24 protein-coding genes are annotated in these 23,042 nt (G+C 43.8%); 16 read left to right on the top strand and 8 right to left on the bottom strand.

Features of this window, described 5'->3' with window-relative positions:
• The first annotated feature begins 7 nt into the window (after window positions 1–7).
• On the top strand, window positions 8–583 hold the full coding sequence (locus ACMXYW_RS07460; protein ID WP_415898382.1) for a DUF882 domain-containing protein: 576 nt from the start codon (window positions 8–10) through the stop codon (window positions 581–583).
• A gap of 37 nt (window positions 584–620) precedes the next feature.
• Here ACMXYW_RS07460 and ACMXYW_RS07455 read toward each other — a convergent pair whose 3' ends face one another.
• The 3 genes from ACMXYW_RS07455 to ACMXYW_RS07445 all read right to left on the bottom strand — a co-directional run bounded on the left by ACMXYW_RS07455 (window position 621) and on the right by ACMXYW_RS07445 (window position 2,233).
• Window positions 621–929, bottom strand: a complete 309-nt coding sequence (locus ACMXYW_RS07455) for a DUF4124 domain-containing protein (protein WP_415898383.1) — start codon at window positions 927–929, stop codon at window positions 621–623.
• A gap of 112 nt (window positions 930–1,041) precedes the next feature.
• A complete protein-coding gene (rnhA, locus tag ACMXYW_RS07450; RefSeq protein ID WP_415894251.1) occupies window positions 1,042–1,476 on the bottom strand; it encodes a ribonuclease HI in 435 nt (144 codons plus the stop codon).
• Window positions 1,463–2,233, bottom strand: a complete 771-nt coding sequence (locus ACMXYW_RS07445) for a class I SAM-dependent methyltransferase (RefSeq protein ID WP_415898384.1) — start codon at window positions 2,231–2,233, stop codon at window positions 1,463–1,465. The genes rnhA and ACMXYW_RS07445 overlap by 14 nt, the downstream gene beginning before the upstream one ends.
• A gap of 116 nt (window positions 2,234–2,349) precedes the next feature.
• Between ACMXYW_RS07445 and gloB the strand changes: the two genes are divergently transcribed.
• The 8 genes from gloB to ACMXYW_RS07405 all read left to right on the top strand — a co-directional run bounded on the left by gloB (window position 2,350) and on the right by ACMXYW_RS07405 (window position 12,463).
• Window positions 2,350–3,123 carry a hydroxyacylglutathione hydrolase gene (gene gloB, locus ACMXYW_RS07440; RefSeq protein WP_415898385.1) on the top strand — a complete coding sequence of 258 codons (774 nt, stop codon included), beginning with the start codon at window positions 2,350–2,352 and terminating at the stop codon, window positions 3,121–3,123.
• Window positions 3,124–3,482: 359 nt separating this feature from the next.
• Window positions 3,483–5,063, top strand: coding sequence for a LysM peptidoglycan-binding domain-containing protein (locus ACMXYW_RS07435; RefSeq protein ID WP_415905756.1), 1,581 nt, complete (start codon window positions 3,483–3,485; stop codon window positions 5,061–5,063).
• 17 nt (window positions 5,064–5,080) lie between these two features.
• Entirely contained in the window at window positions 5,081–5,329 is a 249-nt protein-coding gene (locus ACMXYW_RS07430; RefSeq protein WP_415881414.1) for a hypothetical protein, read from the top strand.
• A gap of 85 nt (window positions 5,330–5,414) precedes the next feature.
• Window positions 5,415–7,250 (top strand): extracellular solute-binding protein, encoded by a 1,836-nt coding sequence (locus ACMXYW_RS07425; protein ID WP_415905755.1) that lies wholly within the window; start codon window positions 5,415–5,417, stop codon window positions 7,248–7,250.
• On the top strand, window positions 7,250–8,347 hold the full coding sequence (locus ACMXYW_RS07420) for a microcin C ABC transporter permease YejB (protein ID WP_415905754.1): 1,098 nt from the start codon (window positions 7,250–7,252) through the stop codon (window positions 8,345–8,347). Before ACMXYW_RS07425 ends, ACMXYW_RS07420 begins: the two co-directional genes overlap by 1 nt.
• A gap of 2 nt (window positions 8,348–8,349) precedes the next feature.
• Window positions 8,350–9,393 carry an ABC transporter permease gene (locus tag ACMXYW_RS07415; RefSeq protein ID WP_415898389.1) on the top strand — a complete coding sequence of 348 codons (1,044 nt, stop codon included), beginning with the start codon at window positions 8,350–8,352 and terminating at the stop codon, window positions 9,391–9,393.
• Window positions 9,390–10,988: an ABC transporter ATP-binding protein gene (locus ACMXYW_RS07410; RefSeq protein WP_415905753.1), complete on the top strand. Its 1,599-nt coding sequence runs from the start codon at window positions 9,390–9,392 to the stop codon at window positions 10,986–10,988. The genes ACMXYW_RS07415 and ACMXYW_RS07410 overlap by 4 nt, the downstream gene beginning before the upstream one ends.
• A gap of 170 nt (window positions 10,989–11,158) precedes the next feature.
• Window positions 11,159–12,463 (top strand): NAD(P)/FAD-dependent oxidoreductase, encoded by a 1,305-nt coding sequence (locus tag ACMXYW_RS07405; RefSeq protein ID WP_415881419.1) that lies wholly within the window; start codon window positions 11,159–11,161, stop codon window positions 12,461–12,463.
• Between the two features lie 50 nt (window positions 12,464–12,513).
• Here ACMXYW_RS07405 and ACMXYW_RS07400 read toward each other — a convergent pair whose 3' ends face one another.
• Window positions 12,514–13,464, bottom strand: coding sequence for a LysR substrate-binding domain-containing protein (locus ACMXYW_RS07400; protein ID WP_415905752.1), 951 nt, complete (start codon window positions 13,462–13,464; stop codon window positions 12,514–12,516).
• Between the two features lie 97 nt (window positions 13,465–13,561).
• On the opposite strand from ACMXYW_RS07400, the gene ACMXYW_RS07395 reads away from it, so the two are divergent.
• Window positions 13,562–14,236, top strand: coding sequence for a DJ-1/PfpI family protein (locus ACMXYW_RS07395; RefSeq protein WP_415905751.1), 675 nt, complete (start codon window positions 13,562–13,564; stop codon window positions 14,234–14,236).
• Window positions 14,237–14,301: 65 nt separating this feature from the next.
• Here ACMXYW_RS07395 and ACMXYW_RS07390 read toward each other — a convergent pair whose 3' ends face one another.
• Complete coding sequence (locus ACMXYW_RS07390) at window positions 14,302–15,774, bottom strand: AAA family ATPase (RefSeq protein ID WP_415905750.1); 1,473 nt, start codon at window positions 15,772–15,774, stop codon at window positions 14,302–14,304.
• 149 nt (window positions 15,775–15,923) lie between these two features.
• On the opposite strand from ACMXYW_RS07390, the gene ACMXYW_RS07385 reads away from it, so the two are divergent.
• Window positions 15,924–16,337 carry a hypothetical protein gene (locus ACMXYW_RS07385; protein WP_415905749.1) on the top strand — a complete coding sequence of 138 codons (414 nt, stop codon included), beginning with the start codon at window positions 15,924–15,926 and terminating at the stop codon, window positions 16,335–16,337.
• 50 nt (window positions 16,338–16,387) lie between these two features.
• Here ACMXYW_RS07385 and ACMXYW_RS07380 read toward each other — a convergent pair whose 3' ends face one another.
• Window positions 16,388–17,323 (bottom strand): LysR family transcriptional regulator, encoded by a 936-nt coding sequence (locus ACMXYW_RS07380; RefSeq protein WP_415881424.1) that lies wholly within the window; start codon window positions 17,321–17,323, stop codon window positions 16,388–16,390.
• A gap of 175 nt (window positions 17,324–17,498) precedes the next feature.
• Here ACMXYW_RS07380 and ACMXYW_RS07375 point away from each other — a divergent pair, with 175 nt between their 5' ends.
• Together ACMXYW_RS07375 and ACMXYW_RS07370 are read left to right on the top strand one after the other, a co-directional pair.
• A complete protein-coding gene (locus tag ACMXYW_RS07375) occupies window positions 17,499–19,094 on the top strand; it encodes an isocitrate lyase (protein WP_415898395.1) in 1,596 nt (531 codons plus the stop codon).
• Between the two features lie 185 nt (window positions 19,095–19,279).
• Window positions 19,280–19,840 (top strand): hypothetical protein, encoded by a 561-nt coding sequence (locus ACMXYW_RS07370; RefSeq protein WP_415905748.1) that lies wholly within the window; start codon window positions 19,280–19,282, stop codon window positions 19,838–19,840.
• 68 nt (window positions 19,841–19,908) lie between these two features.
• Here the strand turns inward: ACMXYW_RS07370 and ACMXYW_RS07365 are convergent, their stop codons facing one another.
• Window positions 19,909–20,145 (bottom strand): hypothetical protein, encoded by a 237-nt coding sequence (locus ACMXYW_RS07365; protein WP_415898397.1) that lies wholly within the window; start codon window positions 20,143–20,145, stop codon window positions 19,909–19,911.
• Between the two features lie 298 nt (window positions 20,146–20,443).
• Here ACMXYW_RS07365 and ACMXYW_RS07360 point away from each other — a divergent pair, with 298 nt between their 5' ends.
• The 3 genes from ACMXYW_RS07360 to ACMXYW_RS07350 all read left to right on the top strand — a co-directional run bounded on the left by ACMXYW_RS07360 (window position 20,444) and on the right by ACMXYW_RS07350 (window position 21,648).
• Window positions 20,444–20,809, top strand: coding sequence for a hypothetical protein (locus ACMXYW_RS07360; protein ID WP_415905747.1), 366 nt, complete (start codon window positions 20,444–20,446; stop codon window positions 20,807–20,809).
• 123 nt (window positions 20,810–20,932) lie between these two features.
• Window positions 20,933–21,094, top strand: a complete 162-nt coding sequence (locus ACMXYW_RS07355) for a hypothetical protein (RefSeq protein WP_415905746.1) — start codon at window positions 20,933–20,935, stop codon at window positions 21,092–21,094.
• 80 nt (window positions 21,095–21,174) lie between these two features.
• A complete protein-coding gene (locus ACMXYW_RS07350) occupies window positions 21,175–21,648 on the top strand; it encodes an FKBP-type peptidyl-prolyl cis-trans isomerase (RefSeq protein WP_415905745.1) in 474 nt (157 codons plus the stop codon).
• Window positions 21,649–21,727: 79 nt separating this feature from the next.
• Here the strand turns inward: ACMXYW_RS07350 and fabV are convergent, their stop codons facing one another.
• Entirely contained in the window at window positions 21,728–22,921 is a 1,194-nt protein-coding gene (gene fabV, locus ACMXYW_RS07345) for an enoyl-ACP reductase FabV (RefSeq protein ID WP_415898400.1), read from the bottom strand.
• Window positions 22,922–23,042 lie beyond the last annotated feature (121 nt).

The raw sequence follows: 23,042 nt of genomic DNA, 5'->3' as shown, positions 1-23,042 counted from the left end.
ATACCTAATGACCGATCAGAAAGATTCTATTGCTATCCCCTCCCCGACACGTCGTAAATTTTTAAAAGCCCTAGGTGGTTTATCAGCGTTAAGCGCTATGCCATCTGCAGCATTCGCCAATATACATAAGCCTAAAGACCATTCGCTATCATTGGTAAACCTCCACACTGGCGAAGCGTTAAATAGTACATTCTTCACCGAAGGTAGCTTTCAAAAAGACAGCCTTGGTGCACTTGATCACCTATTGCGCGATCACAGAACAGATCAAGTTCACCCAATGAACCAACAGCTAATTATGTTACTGCATGATCTGCAACAAACATTCGGGGAACATAAACCTATTCACGTTATATCTGCCTATCGCTCACCTAAGACCAATGCCATGTTGAGCAGTAAAAGCGGAAAAGTAGCTAAAAAGAGCTTACACATGCAGGGTAAAGCCATTGATATTCGCATTCCGGGTGTCGATGTGAAAGATCTTCAACGTGCTGCATTGAGCATGAAGTCTGGAGGTGTAGGTCTATATACACGCAGTAACTTTGTGCATCTTGATGTAGGCAGAGTAAGACAATGGGGATCGTAAAACGATCTCCTAATATTTTTCTTCAGTTGAGACAGGCTTATTCTGTTTTTTCGGCCTGATTACCTTCAGCTTCTATCTCATTTTTTGGTTTTTCTGGGGCTGAAGGTTTCTTACTGGTACTACCAGAACTATTGTTTGCAGCGACCGGAGGCTTAGGTGGTCGTCTATCAACCCTTAATACATCAGTAGTAACCTCACCTCTTACTTGAGCTTTTTCACCTCTCTGTGGTGGTCGATCACTAAAGTGCCTTACGCCCTCACTGTCTACCCACATGTACATTTCGCCAGCTGAAAGATTAGCTGCGAGTAAAATAAGTCCTGAAGTAAACGCAATCCGCTTTAGCATAGGGAGCCTCCTTTCTACCCAGCATAGCAGTCATTTGTACAAATAACACACAACAGTAATTTGTAGTTTAGAGTACGCAGACGGAGAGCACTTCAGCAAAGCTATAGTTTTGTTAGCCTAACTCTTCGACGCCACGGTTAGCCAATTGATCGGCCAGTTCATTTTCAGGATGACCACTATGTCCCTTTACCCAACGCCAATCGATTGAATGAGGCTCGGTAGCTTTGTCTAAGCGCTGCCATAAATCTGCATTTTTAACTGGTTTTTTCTGTGAGTTTTTCCAACCACGCTTCTTCCAACCATCAATCCATTCAGTTATGCCTTGTCGGACATACTGAGAGTCTGTTGTTAGAATAACTTCACAAGGACGATTAAGTGTTTCAAGCGCTTTAATTGCAGCTAATAACTCCATGCGATTATTAGTTGTATCCTGCTCACCACCCCACAGTTGTTTTTCAGCGTCCCCATAACGCATAACGGCCCCCCATCCTCCTGGCCCAGGGTTTCCTTTACACGCACCATCAGTGAATATTTCAACGATCTTCACAAACTTTCCTTAATGATTTTCGGGTAGTAGGTTCCGCGACTGGCAGAGTAATAAGCCTTCTTAATCCCCAACCAGAGCGCAGCGGAGTCATGCCAGCAATGTCTTTACGCGCCAACAAAACAGAAAAAGCACCCGTATGGCCGGGTAAACGCCTAGCAACACTTTCAACTAGCCTAAAACGACTTCGCCATTTGGCCTTAGTGAAAGGAGCGCGATAATAACCTGAAAGTTGACGCAGTTCAGTTAATTCTAAAAGTTTTAACCAGTCAGATAGCCTTTTATGGCTAAGGAATCGACCACTCCAAGGCGGCACATCACTCTTTCGCTTTGTCAGTCGATAAAGCCCCCAAGAACTTACCGGATTGAATCCCACAATGACGACATGCCCACCAGGTCTGAGAATTCTAGAAGCTTCCCTTAAGACTTGATGTGGGGAATCAGTAAAATCTAATGCATGATGAAGAAGCACTACATCAACGCTTTCATGAGCTAAAGGTATCTCAGTATTTTCAGCGACAATGCAATTATCGCCAACACCTAATCCAAGCTTGGGAATAACAGAGAAACAGTGAGTAACTGGACTACTTTCAAATAAAGTAATCCGACTATCTACTGAAAACTGTACCAAGTGCATGCCAAACAGAGCACCAATCACACGCTCTACAGTATCCCTTTCAGCTTGAAGAAGCTCTTGACCTAATTCTGTATCAAACCAAGCCATAATATGTGGAAGCTGAGCTTCTAAAGAGCGACTCATCTTATTTGCCATAATTTTGTCTAATTAGAACTGGCCCAATGTAATATAAGCAGTATTATATTTCTTTTATAACACTGCAAATGAAGGTTTTCCTTTCACTTGATAGAGGCGGTCAAATGTTTAGCGTTACTCCAATTCCTGCTTTCTCTGATAATTATATTTGGCTCCTTAAGCTTCCTGACAGCCAGAAAGTCGCTGTGGTCGATCCAGGTGATGCAGCTCCGGTTATCGCATACCTTAATGATAATAGCCTTGAACTGGACACCATATTAATCACACACCACCACTACGATCATACCGACGGAGTAAAAGAACTTACGGACAGATATCAAGTTCCTGTTTATGGGCCTCATAACTCTCCTTTCTCAGGTATAACCAATCCCCTTAAGGAAAACGACACTCTTGATCTATGGGGGAAAAAGCTTGTCATTAAAGAGATACCTGGACATACACTCGACCATATCAGCTACTTTTCTAGCACTGAGCAACCTCAGCTATTCTGCGGTGATACGCTATTTTTAGCGGGGTGCGGGCGTTTGTTTGAAGGCACGCCACAACAGATGTTAGCAGCGATGAATCATTTCCATTCATTGCCAGATAACACCGAAGTTTACTGCACACATGAATATTCATTGGCTAATCTAGCCTTTGCAGAGGCAGTCGAACCTGACAATGCAGATGTTAAAGATGCAATTAACCAATGCACTTCGCTTCGTAATTCTGATCGCCCAACATTGCCATCATCGATTGCTCAAGAAAAACGTATTAACCCTTTTATGCGTTCAGATCAGGCAAGCGTCATTAGTGCTGCAAAGCAATTCACTCATCAGACAGAGTTAGACCAAGAAGCAGTGTTTGCAGCTATAAGAGAATGGAAGAATCAATTTTAATTTGTTGATTTTCTAGCTTTTCCAGAGAAACCTTGACCCATAAAGGGCCACTGATAGAATGGATCGATTTGGGAACCTGCGAATAAACCTCATACGTTCTCAGTGGGCTATAAAATGACCAGATACGCGAAAGTCAGTACAGCGAAATGTCTAGACCTTTTCAAGCTGACTGACAAAGTAGATGGTCATTTTAGAGTCCACCCTACGGGGCTTGCAGAGCAACCGAATCACTTCGTTAATGATTTTCGACAGGCAACCAGCATGCCTGTAATCATTGCCTCGTGCTTCAATTGCTCTGCAAGCCTGAGTCGTATAGGGCTTGTTCGCAGGTTCCGTTACCTCCTAAGCATCGGAGCACCATGTTTTCATCTTCTAAATCGGTCCTGCTATCTATAGCTGCGGGCGTTGTATTAAGCGGTTGCCAATCCGTTACCGAAAAAAACACTATTCCTTCTAACACAGGGATAGATAATCAGCCTTCTCAAGCCAATAACAACTTATCACCTGAAGAGAAGACTGAAGCCATCCCAACGGATTTATGGGAAGTCACACGTACTCACATGCAGATGGATCTGCATTTAGATAACCCAAGAGTTCAAACTCAGCTTAAGTGGTATAAGAAACACCCTAACCATATGGCACGCGTGGTAAAACGCGCAGCGCCTTATTATCACCATATTCTAAACAGTGCGATTGAACGTGGCGTCCCTGTCGAATTAGCCCTGCTTCCAATCATCGAGAGTGCGTACGATCCATTTGCCTACTCTCACGGCCGCGCAGCAGGTCCATGGCAATTCATCCCCTCAACAGGTAAGTATTTTGGCCTGAAGCAAAATTGGTGGTATGACGGACGTCGTGACATTTTGAGTTCAACCGACGCTGCCTATACATACCTACAACAGTTACATAAACGTTTTAATGGTGATTGGCTACTCGCCCTAGCAGCTTACAACGCAGGGGGCGGTAACGTTTCTAAAGCTATAAAACGTAACAAGCGTCAAGATAAGCCAACCGACTATTGGTCTTTAAAACTGCCGAAAGAAACCATGGCTTATGTACCTAAATTTTTAGCTATCGCTGAGGTTGTAAAAAATTCGGCTGATTACGGCTTATCTTTACAACCAATCCCGAACGAACCTCATTTCGCTGCTGTTGAAACGGGTAGTCAAATTGATATTGCCCAAGCTGCCTCTATGGCCGATATCAGCACTAAAGAGATGTACCTTTTGAATCCTGGCTTTAACCGCTGGGCCACTGCGCCAGAAGGGCCACATCGATTGTTGGTTCCGGTTGATAACGCCGAGAAATTTACCAAAGCACTCTCCGAGCTACCCAGCGATCAACGCGTTAAGTGGGCACGTTATAAAATTCAATCTGGCGACTCATTAATCGCTATTGCTAAAAAATATAAGACTTCTGTCAGCCTTATCCGCTCGACTAATAAGATAATTGGCAACAATATCAGAGCAGGCAAAACACTGCTGGTCCCAACAGCAAGTAAACAGGCAACAGAATATGTCCTCAGTCAGCAACAACGTCATGCTGACAGGCAGAAAACCATTTCACGTACAACTGATCGCCAACAAAAGCATCACACGGTCCAGTCAGGTGATAGTTTTTGGAGCATTGCCAACCGTTACAACGTCGGTGTACGTCAGTTAGCACGTTGGAACAGCATGGCCCCAGGTGACCCATTACGAGTTGGTAAAAAACTGGTTATTTGGAGCAAACCAACGCAAACTGCGCTCAACGAAACTGATCGCCAAGTAATCCGCAAAGTGGGTTACAAGGTACGCCAAGGTGATTCGCTTTCTGTTATCGCCAACAAATTTAATGTTAATGTGGCGGACATCTTACGTTGGAATAAGATCAACAAAGCTAAGTATATTCGCCCTGGGCAACATCTGACCTTGTATGTAGATGTTACCCGAGCACACTAATTCAGGACGGCTGACTCATGGACGCAACAAGTATTTTTATTATTGTTTTTGCGACAGTCACTGCAATTGCGTTTAAAGTCATTCTTTATAAACGCATTCAAAAGTGGATGGATCAAGACCTAATAAAAGGCCTAGCTGATGGCAATGAGGAAAAACTTACGTTCCTACAACAGCAATATCAGCAACTCGTCGACGCCAAAGTTAAGCGTAAGCATCTCCATAATCAGCTAACTGAATTGTCCGAACAATTTGAACAAAAAAGCTAAGGAACAGTCTTATCAGTGGCTTTTACTGGAACCCAGCAAAGGTCACTGATATAAAAGATAATTTACGTTAAGAAGGAACCTTAGATTGCTTACACTCAAACCTCGTACTTGCTCTTCTCTACGCAAATTAAGTATTTGGTTGTGCCTTTCCAGTTTCCTTACTCCTGCACCTCTATTGGCAGATGCGGTTACATCGAGCCATGGCATTGCAATGCATGGCGACCTCAAATATCCTGCCAACTTTAAGCACTTTGATTATGTGAACCCTGATGCACCCAAAGGCGGCAAAGCGATTCAATCTGCTTTGGGAACATTTGATAGCTTTAATAACTTCATCGTCAAAGGAACCCCTGCTGACGGGCTTGGCCTCCTATACGATAGTTTACTTGGTAAAGCTCAAGACGAACCTTTTTCCCTATATGGTCTCGTTGCTGAATCGCTAGAAGTGCCATCTGATCGTAGCTGGATTATTTTTAATATACGCCCTGAAGCAAAATTTAGTGACGGCCACCCAATTACTGCAGAAGACGTAGTTTTCAGTTTAGAAACCTTGAGATCTAAAGGCGCACCATTCTACAAAGCATACTATGCCGACATAGAATCAGTTGAAGCACTTAATCCTCACCGAGTTAAATTTAATTTCCGTAACAACCTTAACCGTGAGTTAGCCTTAATCGTTGGTGAAATTGCAATTTTGCCTAAACATTTTTGGCAAGATAGAGATTTCCAAAAACCGAGTTTAGATATCCCGGTGGCCTCTGGTTCATACACGATCGATAGTTTTGATGCCGGACGTAGTATCACCTATAAGCTAAGCCCTGATTACTGGGGTAAAGACCTACCTGTTAATCGTGGTCGTCATAATATTGAATATCTGACCTACGATTACTACAGGGATAACACGGTAGCAATGGAAGCTTTTAAAGCTGGTGAATACGATTTCCGTCAAGAAAATTCATCAAAGCGCTGGGCTACTAGCTATACAGGGTCTGCAGTAGATTCAGGCAAAATAATTGTCAAAGAGTTAGGTCATGAAAACCCAACGGGTATGCAAGCCTTCGTCCTAAACACTCGACGACCGCAATTTGAAGACCCACGTGTTAGACAAGCACTAGCGCTAGCATTTGATTTCGAATGGACCAATAGAAACATCTTTTACAACGCCTATACCCGTACCCATAGTTTTTTCTCCAACTCGGAGATGGCCGCTACTAGCCTGCCAACCGAGAAAGAGATCGAGATACTTGAGCCTATTCGTGACCAAATCCCTACCGAGGTATTTACTCAAGTTTATCGTGCTCCTGAAACCAGTGGTAATGGCCGAATCTATACCGAGCTGCGTCAAGCTAAACGCCTACTTCAACAAGCCGGATGGATCTTTAAACAAGGTAAGTTAGTCCACAAAGAGACTGGTGAACCACTTAAAATCGAAATGCTACTTTATTCACCTGCTTTCGAACGAGTAGTCGCTCCCTTTATTCGTAACTTGGAACGATTGGGTATTCACTCAAGCATTCGTTTAGTTGATGTTTCACAATACATCAGCCGCCTGCGTAAGTATGATTTTGACGTAGTTGTAAGCGGATTTGGTCAATCCTCCTCACCGGGTAATGAACAACGTGATTACTGGCATTCCTCTGGTGCTGATGTTGAAGGTAGCCGTAATCTCATCGGAATCAAAAATCCAGCGGTTGATTACCTAGTAGACCAGCTTATTCAATCCCCTGATCGTGAGCAGTTGGTTTTACGAACTCGTGCCCTTGATCGCGTGCTTCAATGGAATCATTACGTTATCCCTCAATACCATATTAATAAATATAGAGTGGCTTATTGGGATAAATTTGAAATGCCGAGCACTCGCCCTAAATACAATCTAGGTTTTGATACTTGGTGGATCAAACCATCCGAGGACGCTAAATAATGGCTGCGTATATCCTAAGGCGTTTACTTCTGATCATTCCTACCTTGATAGGAATTCTGACGATCAACTTTATCATTGTTCAAGCAGCCCCTGGCGGCCCCGTTGAGCAAACGATTGCACAATTGGAAGGCATTAATGTCGGTGCGACTGCTCGAGTCAGTGGCGCACAAAATGACCTAACAACCGAAGCGAGCAGCGCGAATGGTAGTGACAGTAGCTATCGTGGTGCGAGAGGTTTAGACCCAGAATTGGTAAAAGAGATCGAAGCGCTATACGGTTTTGATAAACCCGCTCACGAACGTTTTTGGCAGATGTTAAAAAATTACGCCGTTTTCGATTTTGGAAATAGCTTGTTTAGCGACAAATCGGTAGTCGATTTAATCATCGAAAAACTACCAGTTTCTATCTCTTTAGGCCTATGGGCAACATTGATTACTTACGCCGTTTCTATTCCTTTGGGAATACGTAAAGCAGTTAAAGACGGTACCCCTTTTGATGTCTGGACCAGTACCGCAATAATCGTTGGCTATGCCATTCCGAACTTCCTATTTGCGATTTTACTGATCGTCATCTTTGCAGGCGGCACTTGGTTGGACTGGTTCCCGCTTCGAGGACTGACGTCACCTAACTTTGATGAATTAAGTTTGTGGGGCCAGATTAAGGATTACTTCTGGCACATCACCCTACCAGTTATCGCAACTGTGATCGGCAGCTTTGCGACATTAACGATGCTAACCAAAAACTCATTTTTAGATGAGATCAACAAGCAATATGTGCTTACGGCACGTGCTAAAGGCCTTTCCGAAAAGAAAGTCCTTTATGGTCACGTTTTCCGTAACGCTATGCTTATCATCATTGCTGGTATGCCTGCAGCGCTTATCTCAATCTTCTTTACCGGCTCTATGCTGATTGAGGTCATCTTCTCCCTTGATGGCATTGGACTGCTAGGTTATGAGGCGGTAATCAACCGTGATTACCCTGTTATCTTTGGCACCCTGTATATCTTCACCCTTATCGGTTTATTACTTAAATTGATCAGTGACATTACTTATGTACTGGTAGACCCAAGAATAGACTTTGAAAGCCGGGAGCTTTAATCATGGGTGTATTAGTTAATAAACTCAGCCCTCTCAATCAACGCAGGATCGAAAACTTCCGTAAAAACAAACGCGGCTATTGGTCTCTATGGATCTTTAGCACGCTATTTATCCTATCGTTATTTGCAGAGATTATTGCGAATGACGATCCGCTGGTAGTGTCGTATAAGGGCGATCTATATTTTCCTGTCGCAGTTGATTACACCGAACTAACCTTTGGTGGAGAATTTGAAAGCCCTGCGGATTTCAAAGACCCTTACATTCAAGACCTTATACATAATGAAGGGCAAGGCTGGATTATCTGGCCGCTGATTAAGTACAACTACAGCACAATTAATTACGACCTTCCTGTACCTGCTCCATCCCCTCCAACAATGGACAATCTGCTAGGTACAGACGATCAAGCTCGTGATGTACTTGCTCGTGTCATATACGGCTTTAGGATCTCAATCCTATTTGCCGTAGTTTTGACTTTAGCGAGTTCAGTTATCGGTGTGGTTGCTGGTGCTATTCAGGGTTACTACGGCGGTAAAGTTGACCTTTTCTTCCAACGCTTTATCGAGATCTGGTCTGGTCTTCCGGTTTTGTTCTTACTGATCATTTTAGCCAGCATTGTTGAGCCAAATTTCTGGTGGCTATTAGGTATTATGCTCCTGTTCTCTTGGATGCAGCTGGTTGATGTCGTACGCGCCGAATTTCTGCGTGGTCGTAACCTAGAATATGTTCGCGCCGCCCGTGCTCTTGGCTTAAATAACCGCATGATCATGTTCCGCCATATTCTTCCTAATGCCATGGTGGCAACACTTACCTTTATGCCATTTATCTTTAATGGTTCTGTTGTTACGTTGACTGCACTGGATTTCTTGGGCTTTGGCCTGCCTCCAGGCAGTCCATCATTGGGAGAATTGGTTGCACAAGGTAAAACAAACCTTCATGCGCCATGGTTAGGTATCACGGCGTTCTGTAGCCTTGCATTGATGCTTACCCTTCTAATCTTTATAGGTGAAGCTGTACGTGACGCCTTCGACCCAAGGAAAGTGTCATGACGTCTCCGCTATTAAGTGTTCGCAACCTATCCGTCACTTTTGATCAGGGTAGTGAAGCTGCAGTAGAAGCAGTGAAACAAGTTAGCTTTGATATACCGAAGGGTGAAACTCTTGCATTGGTGGGAGAATCAGGCTCTGGCAAATCCGTATCCGCAATGTCCGTTCTGCGTTTACTCCCCTACCCTAAAGCAAGTCACCCTAGCGGTGAAATTCACTATGATGGCCAAGATCTGCTGAACTATAACGAAAATCAGATGCGGCAGTTACGTGGCGATAAGATCAGCGTTATCTTTCAGGAACCAATGACGTCGCTCAACCCGCTACACACAATTCAGAAACAGATAGGGGAAACTCTACTTCTGCATAGAGGGATGACTGGTAAACAAGCGCGATCTCGAATTCTTGAACTACTTGATTTAGTTGGCATCCCTGAGCCTGAGAAACGCTTAAATAGCTACCCTCATGAACTTTCAGGCGGTCAACGTCAACGTGTAATGATCGCGATGGCACTCGCCAACGATCCTGAACTGCTTATCGCAGACGAGCCAACCACAGCACTTGATGTAACAATTCAGGAACAGATTCTGGAGTTACTAAAGTCTCTGCAAGAAAAACTGGGCATGGCGATTTTGCTGATTACGCATGACCTTAATATTGTTCGTCGTTACGCGCATCATGTCTGTGTTATGTATAAAGGTGAGCAAGTCGAATCTGCTCCAACGGCTCAACTGTTTGCACAACCACAACACCCTTACACACAAACGCTGTTAGATGCGGAACCATCAGGTAATCCTGCTATTGTTCAATGCGCGCAAGAGCGTTTGCTAGAAACAGACAAATTAAAAGTCTGGTTCCCTATTACAAAAGGCTTTTTCAAAAAGACCGTAGACCATATTAAAGCGGTAAACAGCATCGACCTGTCTGTTAACCGCGGTGAAACACTTGGCATTGTGGGAGAATCCGGCTCAGGAAAAACCACATTAGGCCTCGCCATTTTGAAACTGCAGCGTAGTGAAGGCGTAATCACGTTTGATCAGATCGCTCTTGCACCTTTAGATCAAAAAGCGGTTAAACCTTTACGTAAACGGATGCAGATAGTTTTTCAGGACCCGTTCGGCAGCTTGAGTCCGCGCATGTCTATTGCTGAGATCATTGCCGAAGGACTCGATATTCACCAGCCAGAATCTAAAGCGGAACACGAACAAGCGATCATCGATGTACTACAAGAGGTTGGTATCGACCCTAAAAGTAGGCATCGCTATCCGCATGAGTTCTCTGGAGGTCAACGTCAGCGTATCGCCATCGCACGAGCGTTGGTACTGAAGCCCGAACTTATCGTTTTAGATGAGCCTACTTCTGCACTAGATCGCACCGTACAAAAGCAGATCGTGGAACTATTGCGTAACCTTCAAGAAAAATATGGTTTAACTTATCTGTTTATCAGCCATGATTTAGCCGTTGTAAAAGCGCTAAGCCATAAGCTAATAGTGATGCGCCATGGAGATATCGTCGAACAAGGTGATGCCCAAGCAATCTTTGCATCACCTAAAGCCGAATACACACAACAGTTACTGGCAGCTGCATTTAATCAATAAGTCGAGTATGCCTCTCCCACTTTAAGACGAAGCGGTGCTAATTCTTTAGCGCCGTTTCTAGTTCTTTCTATTTACTTTTGCCTGCATCAAGATCAGAGTACGACTATCAGAAAATATAGGATTAATAGTTCTTGCAGCTACTAATCCCATATTTTTTGAGGATTAAAACAATGACAAACCCAACGGAGCCACACAAGATTCTTGTGATTGGCGGGGGCGCTGGCGGCCTTGAGCTCGTCACCCAATTAGGCCACCGCTACCGAAAAAATCCCTCAGTTGAAGTAACCCTAGTCGATCAAAAACGCTCCCATATCTGGAAACCTCTATTACATGAGGTTGCCACAGGTTCGCTTGATCCAAATACAGATGGCGTTGTTTACCATGCTCACGCGGTTAAACACCATTATGAGTTCGAACTAGGTACTTTTTGTGGCCTAAACAAAGACACAAAAACCGTCACACTGGCTGAAACAGTTGATGAAGATGGTGTTCAAATCCTTCCAGAAAGACATTTGCAATATGACACCCTTGTTTTAGCGATCGGAAGCGTCAGCAACGATTTCAAAACACCGGGCGTAAAGGATCACTGTTTCTTCCTAGATACAGCCAAACAAGCTGAACGTTTCCATAACGCGCTCATTAACAACTTTATGCGCGTAAACCAGCGTGAAAACGGCGTGTTAAATATCGCGATTGTTGGTGCAGGCGCAACGGGTGTTGAGCTCGCGGCTGAGCTTTACAACGTAACCGACATGCTTAAGTCATACGGCCTTCCGAAAATGACTGCTAAGCAGCTAAAAGTTACACTGATTGAAGCTGGCCCACGTATTCTTCCTGCACTACCTGCCCGCATCTCCGGCTCTGCCCGTGATGAGCTAGCAGCGTTGGGTGTAGATGTATGTGAAGATACGTTGATCAAATCCGCGAACGCTAATGGCTTCGAAACGGCTGACGGTTCAGAAATCGAAGCAGATATGATGATCTGGGCTGCAGGCGTTAAAGCACCTGACTTCCTAGCAGATCTTTATGGCTTTGAGTTAACCCGCACGAATCAGATTCTGGTTAAACCAACGCTTCAGTCCAGCATCGACGACAGCATTTACGTGATTGGTGATTGCTGCGCTTGTGCGCAGGAAGATGGTAGCTGGGTGCCACCTCGCGCCCAATCAGCACATCAAATGGCGTCAATCGTTAAGAAAAATATTATTCTTACCGAAAAAGGCAAACCACTTAAAAACTTCGTCTACAAGGATCACGGCTCACTGGTCAACCTTAGCCGTTACAGTACCGTGGGCAGCTTGATGGGAAACCTTTCAAAGAACTCTATGTTTATTGAAGGGAAAATTGCTCGTATTGTGTATGTTTCACTTTATCGCATGCACCAGATCGCCATTCACGGCTTCTTCAAAGCGATGATCGTTTATATTGCTGAGAAAATCGGAAAAGTTGTAAGACCGAAGATGAAACTTCACTAAGCTTCTCAGCTGGAATAGGAGCGCTGATTGTTGATTTCACAATCAGCGCCCTATTCCCACTCATTAAGATAAGCCACTTCACTAGACCAACAATAGTTCGACCCTTCTCCCATCATATCTAGTTCCGCTTTTAAAAATTCAGTAAATACTGCCACCTTACGTGGTAGAAAATCCCGCTTAGGATAGAGTAAATACACACCATAACCTTCCGGTTCAATAGGTGGAAATAACGAAACTAAGTCCCCAGAACTTAAACCGTCTTTAAATAGAAAATGAGGCCCCTGCATCACACCGACATCGCTACGACAAAGATCCACCAGCGCCTGGCCATCATCAACCACTAAATAGTTTTTGGGATCTAGCTTTTCGGTCTCCCCATCCACTTCAGCCAAAATAGGCATTAACTTACCCGTCTGCTTAAAGCGAAAGCGTATCCATCGGTGATTATCAAAATCCTGAAAACCATCGATTGGTCCGAACTTCATAAGGTAGTTTCTTGATGCACAAGTTAGAAAGTCCATAGGGCTCAATTTGTGCAATACCATACGGCTATCAGATACCGTACCTGTTCGGATCGATAGGTCGATTCCCCGTTCGATAATATCGACATATTCATCGGAGAAACTCAATTGCAGGCTAATATCTGGGTACTGTTCGGTAAATTTAGAGAGTAATGGAACAATATATAAACGCCCGTAAGCGACCGGTAAATTTACCTTTAGAACACCCGTTGCAGACTCATTACCCGATTTAAGACGCTGCTCGCACTCATCCAGATCTATGAGTAACGCTCTCACCGTCTCGAGATATTCCTTTCCCGCATCTGTAATGGTTAGCTTTCGGGTAGAACGATAAAACAGTGTATAAGCTAACTGCTTTTCTAATCTGCTTATCGCTTTACTCACTGTAGATGCATCAGTACCAAGCACCGCAGCAGCAGCTGCAAATGACCCTTTCTCGCATACAGTAATAAACGTTTTTAAAACATTGAACTTATCCATTCATGAACAATATTCACCAATGAAATTCTGATCAAGATATTTTTCACTTATTACACCAACTATAAAATGGTCGCAATTAACTTTCCGGAGATTAAAAATGAGAAAGCAATTTGTATGTCTAGCAGCAACTCTGGCTTTACTGCTCTTCAGCCAACTGTCATTCGCCGAGAGTAAAAAGATCGGCATCCTTGTCTTTGATGGTGTTCTAACATCCGATGTAACAGCACCATTAGAAGTTTTTGGCGTAGCCAGTAGAAAAACATGGTTTAGTGATTACACACCTATCGTTATCAATGTGATAAATAAGCCTACAGTGACAACTGAAGAAGGCCTAAGCCTAAACAGCCCCTATTGGATTGGTAATGCGCCTGAACTGGATGTTCTAATCGTACCCTCTAGTTACGACATGGACCCGCTGATCGAAAACAATCAATTGATCCAATTCATTAAAAACACTGCTAAAAACGCCGAATGGATTGCGAGTAACTGCTCCGGTGCTTTCTTACTTGGTAAGGCAGGCCTATTGGATGGATTAAAGGCCACAACTTGGGCTGGAGGTGAAAAGGATCTTGCTCGTACCTTTCCGGATGTAAAAGTCCAATATGACCAGAATGTGGTTATTGACGGTAATGTGATTACGTCCAATGGCAGCTTAGTTAGCTATCAAGCAGCGCTAGTGCTTCTGAGTAAATTAACATCGACCTCTAAAGCTAATGAAGTAGCAGAAGCGCTTCAATACACACGCTTTTCGACTAAGAAATTTGTTTTGTAATTATCTCAGGCTCAGTAAATTTATTTGCTGAGCCTTGTATCATTTAATGTATAAACAAAAAAATATTACTCACACGATACAGTTCGAGTAGAAGCCCACTCTCTTAGATAATCAATCTTTTCAGACATCACTACTGACAGAGGCTGAGTCTTTCGCAACTCTGCATGTAGAAGAGCTTGATCAAGTTCAACATTCTGAGCATGAGCGGTATAAAAAGCAGAGATAACAGCCTGCTCAATTTCAGCACCTGAAAAACCAACGCTTTCTTCGATCAAACGCTTAAAATCAAAATTGCTAACATCGACTCCTTGACGTTTCAAATGAATATCAAAGATTTTAAAACGAATATCGTCATTAGGGAGGTCGACAAAGAAGATCTCATCAAAACGCCCTTTTCGTACAAGTTCTGGTGGTAATGCTTCAATATCATTCGCCGTAGCTACGATAAATACAGGCGCATCTTTCTCGGCCATCCACGTCAACAAGGTACCCAGCATACGTGTCGCAGGTCCGCCCTCATCACTGCCTGATGAGATCCCTTTTTCTATCTCATCTAGCCATAGAACACAGGGCGCCATAACCTCTGCGGTTTGTAGGGCTTCACGAAGATTACGCTCAGTCTCACCGTAAAATTTGTTATAAAGGGCACCGAAATCAAGACGTAATAAAGGCGCATGCCAACTACCTGCAACCGCTTTAGCCGCAAGGCTTTTACCACAACCTTGTACGCCCAATAACAGCATCCCTTTAGGTGCGGGTAAATTACCAACGCCACTATCACCATTAAAAAATGGTTTTCGCTCATTTAACCAATTTTTTAGTCCGTTAAAACCGGCTATATCCGAGAACTGTGCAGTGTCATATTCAAAATGCATATTCCCCTGCTCACTCAATAGCTGATACTTCGTTTCGTTAATTGCAGGGATATCACTGGCGGTGATCGCACCATCATCAAAAATGGCATTTCTTGCCAAACGACGAACATCTGATCGAGTTAAACCCGTTAAATTTCTGACCAAAAGTTGCAGGTTTTCAGAGCTTGCTTGCACTTTAGAGCCTGAGCTTGCTAACCAGCTCTGCGCTTCCTCTCGGACAATCTTTTCTATCTCCCTACGTTCAGGTAGAGCGATATCTAATTTGGCGCTAAGTTTCATAATCTCAACTGGCACTTCCAACGCGTGGCTAAGCAAGATTAACGTATGGCCTAGCTCATGAAATTTGAGCGCTATATCCTTCAATAAACGTACATGCATAGGCTCATCCAAAAACGGATGCAGATCTGCCAATACATAAACACCAGGGGTAGAAACTGATTTAATATGCGCTAGGGCTTCGGTCGGTTGCGAGAATAACTTTTGCGGAGGGAGATCACGATCAATCCGCTGAATGCCATCGGTCAAAGTCCACTTGAATAGCGGCCTTTCATATACAGGCTTAAGTGATAACAGCATATCAACCACCTGATTTTCCTCGGTACTTTCGATGACAATTAGAGGGATCTCAGATTTGATCAAGACTTCCAGTTGATGCTGCACCATGCCTAAACTCCTTTTAAACTAAAGGAGTTACTCTATTACATCTGTAAGTATCTATGCAAAGTAAATCAAATAGTTAACTCGGGCATTTGACCTGTTGACTGAAACAAAGGATCCAAGCCTAATTGCCGTAATAAAGAAAAGGAATTCCGATGAAACTACTGACTTTAATAGTATGGCTGAGCAGCATAGCTATATACCTTGCGAGTGACACTCTAGGGCTTCACGATTATATAACCACTGCCATACCTGCAGCCTTTCTACTCTTATCTTTTATCTTGGTAGAACAGTTCAAAGCGATGTTCAGATGGTTTCATCATTTGATCGTCATTCAAATTTTGGCTTGGTACCTATATTCGATGTACTTGCATATGCCAAGAATGGAAGGCAACGTCATAGAACAATACCTTTCATATTCACAGATTTTCCTAACCGCTAATTGGTACATTGGTTTTATGCTGTTTTTTGGACTAATTTCGATACCGCAAACCAAGAAGACCAAGCAAGCCATGCTCCACCCAACAATTGAATGCGCAGCACCTGAAGAATCATTAGGCAAAAAATAAGGCGGATAAACCGCCTTATTAGAGTATTAAAACTTATAACTTATCGCTGTTTAGGAAACCGAAGCCACATCAGAGATAACCTGGCGTATCCAACGGTGAGCAGCGTTATGTTGTAGCAATGGGCTCCAAGCCATTTTGAACTCAAATTCCGGAATATCAAAAGGCGGTTTTTTCACTACTAATCTGGGGTTTTCAGATTGGATAGAAGCAGCACGACTCGGAATAGTTGCGATAAGACCACGCTGAGAAGCAAGCAAAGCGGCTGATTGATAGTGTCGAGTAAATACCGAGATATGGCGCTTATAGCCAATTGAGTCTAATGCCTCATCAACCCAACCGAGCCGCTTGGTATCTTCAGGCGTGATACCCATACCTGCTCCCATGCCGGTTTTACTCACCCAAACATGATTTGCCCTGATATAAGTTTCCAAACAGTAATCATGGGAAATGGGATTATCTACGGCAAACAAACACGAAAACGAATCTTTCCACAATGTCTTTTGGTGGAAGGATTGCGGCATAGTATCAAAACGGTTGATGACCAGATCAACCAAACCCTGCTCCACTTCAAGAAAACTCATATCACTCGGCGTGAGGATATCAAGGACAACATCTGGCGCTTCACGGTTCAAACGCTTTAATAATCGGGGTAACAATGTCGCCTCACCATAGTCACTGGTCATTATACGAAAGACTCGGTCACTTGATTTAGCATCAAACTCTGTTGTTGGTTCTATAACCTGTTCTACCGATGCAAGGATCTGTCTAAGCAGTGGCTGCAATGATTGAGCACGCTCAGTAGGCACCATTCCTTCACTGGTTCGAACCAAAAGTGGGTCACCAAAGGTTTCACGCAACCGCCGCAAACCGTTACTCATAGCGGGCTGTGTAATCCCAAGCAAGCTGGCGGATCGAGTCACATTACGCTCCCGCAGCAAAATATCAAGATACACCAAAAGATTGAGGTCGATTTTGTCCAGATTCATATCAATGCCGTAATCATGCGTGTTTCAGTGATAATACCATAGAACTATTCACAGGATAAATACTGCAAATAACAGGCATTTATTTCAATTATAGGGTTAACCGCACTAGAATCGATTGCGAAACTTTTAAGAGTTAGCCGAAAACTGGCTAGCAACTAATATAGAAGGAATGACCATGTCATCACTGAACAAAGACATCGAAAGCATTGCAGGTCTTAAAGCTGAAGCTGGTAGCCCTTGGGACGCAATCAACCCAGAATCTGCTGCACGCATGCGCGCTCAGAACAAATTCAAAACTGGCCTAGATATCGCTAAGTACACTGCTGGTATCATGCGTCGCGACATGGCTGAGTTCGACAAAGACAAAACTAAGTACACTCAGTCTCTAGGCTGCTGGCACGGTTTTGTTGGTCAGCAGAAGCTGATCTCTATCAAGAAGCACTTCGGTTCTACTGAGCGTCGTTACCTATACCTATCTGGTTGGATGGTTGCTGCTCTACGTTCTGACTTTGGTCCTCTACCAGACCAGTCTATGCACGAGAAAACTGCAGTTGCTGGCCTAGTTGAAGAACTATACACATTCCTACGTCAAGCTGACGCTCGTGAACTAGGCGGTCTATTCCGTGCACTAGACAAAGCACGTGAAGCTGGCGATGCTGCTCTAGAAGCTGACATCCAGTCTCAGATCGACAACCACGAAACTCACGTTGTGCCAATCGTAGCTGACATCGATGCTGGTTTCGGTAACGCTGAAGCGACTTACCTAATGGCTAAGCAAATGATCGAAGCAGGCGCATGCTGCCTACAGATCGAAAACCAGGTTGCTGACGAGAAGCAGTGTGGTCACCAGGACGGTAAAGTAACTGTACCTCACGCTGATTTCCACTCTAAGCTACGTGCTCTACGTTACGCTTTCCTAGAGCTAGGTGTTGACGACGGTGTTATCGTTGCTCGTACTGACTCTGAAGGTGCTGGTCTAACTAAAGAAATCGCTGTAGTTAAAGAGCCAGGCGACCAAGGCGACGTTTACAACTCTTACCTAGACGTTGAAGAAGTTGCTCCAGAAGACACTAAAGAAGGCGACGTACTAATCAGCCGTGACGGCAAACTAGTTCGTCCTAAGCGTCTAGCTTCTGGTCTATACCAGTTCCGTCAAGGTACTGGCCACGAGCGTTGCGTATTCGATTGTATCGAAGCTATCAATGCTGGTGCTGACCTACTTTGGATCGAGACTGCTGTACCAACAGTTCACGAAATCAAAGGTATGATGGACGAAGTACGTAAAGTACACCCAGATGCGAAACTTGTTTACAACAACTCTCCATCTTTCAACTGGACTCTAAACTTCCGTCAGCAAACTTACGATGCATGGGCTGCTGAAGGTAAAGACGTTTCTGGTTACGACCGCGACAACCTAATGTCTGCTGAATACGACGGTTCTGAACTGTCTGAAGCTGCTGACGCTCGCGTACGTACGTTCCAGGCTGATACTGCTCGCGAAGCGAACGTATTCCACCACCTAATCACTCTGCCTACTTACCACACAACAGCTCTTTCTGTTGATAACTTGGCTAAAGAGTACTTCGGTGACAAAGCTATGCTTGGTTACGTTGAAGGCGTACAGCGTAAAGAGATCCGTCAAGGTATCGCATGCGTTAAGCACCAAAACATGGCTGGTTCTGACCTAGGTGATGACCACAAAGAATACTACGCTGGTGAAAACGCTCTTAAAGCTGGTGGTGCGAAGAACACTTCTAACCAGTTCAGCTAAGCAATACTAGCTAAGGCAAATGTTCTAGCTAGCTAGGGCATAAACCTTACATAGAAAGGCGGCCCCTTTTTAAGGTGTCGCCTTTTTTATACCTGCAGCAAATAGTTAGAAAGCTACAAAGGATTCAATTTTAGGATAGAATCCCCTACTGCTTCCAATTGCAAACTGATTAAGTGATTTTGATTATGACTACACCTACTTTTCTTAAAGACGCTAAAGAACTGTTAACTGAACAGGGTTTTGCCACTAGCAACACTTGGTACCATGGCACATCTTCCGCGCTGGTCGAATCAATCAAAGATCAGGGTTTAAAACGTTCTGGCGACAAAGCGCTTAAACAAGCTGCCAAACAAACAATGGCGACAATCGGTAATAACTATACCGAAACTATCGAGCCTGTATTCCTAACACAAAGCAAAGAGCTAGCTTACTTTTGGGCCGCACAAACTGTTAGAAACCGCTCCGTACGTATCGAAGGCGATGAAGAACCTATCGTTTTTGAAGTGTCGCTTTCAGATGATCTGAACAGCCGAGTAAAAACTGATGTAGGCGCAGCGAGTCTATTAATGGTGAAAGAAGGCGAAGCTTATATGGCTCATTTAGCCGGCATCTATGAAGAGTGCGGCCTAGAAGCACCAGAAATTGATCTAAAAAGCGCTGATCGAATGGATTACCTAAACAAACTAGGTATGGCTTATTACGATTACGACATCGATAAAGATTCTGTGAATTTGCTAAGCGAGTGATCCCATCACCCTAGCCTCACACATATAAAAAGGACGCGATTGCGTCCTTTTTATTGCCTCATATAAAACTATTGTGTTTCGCCGTCCTGCAACTCACAGCTCTGCTCCAAGACCTTCACCCTTTTCAAAGCTTCATCTAAATTCATTTGATCAAGCAAAGCCTGAAGGCCTTGCCGACTTGTCTCTTCACTCAATTCCACTACCTGATACAACTGAAGCAGGTTAAAACCAAGAGAACACGCAAACACAATCGCAAGCAGTATAGCCGCATCTAAATGCAGAGGGACTTTCCGTTTAAGATCCAATCTAGCTTCCTTAATTATCAAAACCTTGATAAGCCAAAGTTCAATTCTATATCTAAGCAACCAAACAAAACCACTGCTAAATGAATGGTACATATTACTGGTAACAACAAACCCAAAGTGTTCGGTTATTCTTTGCCACCCTACATGCCGCTAGGTTTTAATACCGGCAACTCAATACCTCTAATCCAAACTACATTCCTGATTACTTTATAGCCAACTGACTGATAAATAATTGATTATCAAATCTGGCATTAGCTTTGCTGAACTCTTACTGCTAAGAACAGATTTGGAGCCGATCATGCACGCCGTTACACAGACACCAAAGCGCCTAAACGCACTTGAACAGATCCCTGTTCATGAGCAGATTCAGAAGCATGTTAAAGCACTCGAAGAGGCTCCGAGCATTTCCAGCATCGATCAGTTTTACCTAGATATGCTTGAACAGTTTCTTCCAGCCAATCAGAAGACCCGCTACCTTAAGTTACTCAAAAAAGAGATCGTAGCTGTTTTTAGAATCGACCAGATTATGGCTGCAGTGCTATATAGCGATTCCACTATTGAGTCCTTTTCACATCAAGCAACCGAGCATATTAACTCGCTAAACGCCGGCCCATTATCCGTCAGCCGTATTAGTTACATATTGCACAAACAATTTGCTGATTGAGTTTCTGTCGATTATTTTTGTAATGACAACCCAACTTATCATGATCTAAAACTGGGCTACCTATACACAGAAGAAGATTTACAGGCGGGCTTTACTGCAGACGAAACCTCTACAGAAGAACTCATGTGTGACTGGTTGCAGAGTTATCAGCAGTGGATGCACGACTATCTATATTTCAACCTTGCACAGATAACCAAAGAAACCGATAGATTACCGCCTAAAACGCTGTCTCTACTGCAGAACTATAGCGCGGAAGAGAAAGAGCAGTTACTAGCATTGCTTTAGCAGATACATAAACACTTTCTTGTCAGTTATTGGTCTGTGCTATAGATTGAGCGTTTCTCATCTTCAAGAGCACAGCCTTTATGGAATATGTACTACCGCTTTTAATATTGGCGATCGTTTTATTTCTCTACACTAGTCGCCAAAATAATTTAAAACTCGCAGAAGCCAACAAGAAAGCTGGCGAAGAGTTTTTAGCTGAAAACATAAACGATCCGGACGTCATCCAGACAAGTTCAGGCTTGCAGTTTAAGGTTATCGAAAAAGCTGATGGAACATCCAAGCCCAGCGCCACATGCACAGTAAAAGTTCATTATCACGGTACATTGATAGACGGCACAGTGTTTGACAGCTCTGTCGATCGTGGAGAGCCTATTGAGTTTGGTCTCAATCAAGTCATTAAAGGTTGGACAGAAGGCTTACAATTGATGGCAACGGGCGACAAATACCGTTTCTATATTCCATCAAACCTGGCGTATGGGAATGGATCTGCAGGTGTGATTACACCTGGCTCCGTGCTTATATTTGACGTAGAACTGTTAGATTTTAAGAACTGATCGATCTCTGACAGGATGTTCGATCGAGGCAACGCATAGCAAACAGGAAGCCAATTGGCTTCCTGTTATGTATAAACGATTAGATATCGCTTACATCGAATTCAGCTACAGGACTGACATCTGCTTCGTAATCTACGGAGTCGATGCCAAAACCAAATAGTTTCAAGAACTCATCTTTATAAAGCTGGTAATCAGTAAGATCGAATAGGTTCTCGGAAGTCACCTGAGGCCAGATCTCACGGCACGCATTCTGAACTTCTTCTTTAAGCTCCCAGTCATCCATACGGAAACGGTTAGCATCGTCCATTTCAGCTGTATTGCCGTATAGACCTGTATCGAATAAACGCTGAACCTGCTCCATGCAACCTTCGTGTAGGTTCTGCTCACGCATTACCTTAAAGCACATTGCCAAGTACAAAGGCATAACCGGAATTGCTGAACTTGCCTGAGTCACAACAGATTTCAAAACACCAATGTTCGCTTGGCCGCCTGTAGCGTTAAGCTTGCTATCGATTGCTTTAGCAGCACGATCAAGATCCTGCTTAGCTTTACCTAGTGCACCATCCCAGTAGATTGGCCAAGTGATATCTGAACCGATGTAAGAGTAGGCTACAGATTTACAACCATCAGCTAGCACGCCAGCTTCAGATAGCGCGTCCATCCATAGTTCCCAATCTTCGCCGCCCATGACTGTTACAGTCGCTGCGATCTCTTCTTCAGTCGCTGGCTCAACCTCAGCATTGATGATGACATCTTTATTAGTGTCAATCGCTGTAGATTTGTATGGCTCACCGATAGGTTTAAGGCAAGAACGGATAACTTCACCAGAATCTGGCATTTTACGAACAGGGGAAGCTAGAGAGTAAACAACTAGATCAACCTGCTTCATCTCTTCTTTAATTAGCGCAATCGTTTTCTCTTTGGCTTCGTGAGAGAAAGCATCGCCATTCAAGCTTTTAGAGTAAAGACCAGCTGCCTTGGCTTCTGCATCAAATGCTGCAGAGTTATACCAGCCTGCAGTACCTGTTTTACGCTCAGTACCTGGCTTTTCGAAAAACACACCAATTGTCGCTGCGCCCGAACCAAATGCTGCTGCGATACGGGAAGATAGACCGTAGCCACTGGATGCACCAATTACTAGAACACGCTTAGGGCCATTTTCAATAGCGCCCTTCTTCTGAGTGTATTCGATTTGCTCACGCACATTGGCTGCACAGCCAGTTGGGTGAGTAGTAGTACAAATAAAACCGCGAATTTTTGGTTTGATAATCATGGCTAAACGGGTCTCAAATCCATTAGAAAAATTTGGCCTGTAAGATACAGCAATTCATTGCAAGTTGACAGTTTCATGCGGCATCCCTAATTCACAGGCCAAATTTACCGAGATAATTAAT

Source organism: Neptuniibacter sp. QD48_55 (assembly GCF_047778115.1).
Classification (GTDB): Bacteria; Pseudomonadota; Gammaproteobacteria; order Pseudomonadales; family Balneatricaceae; genus Neptuniibacter.
This window is presented reverse-complemented; position numbering and strand designations above follow the sequence as displayed.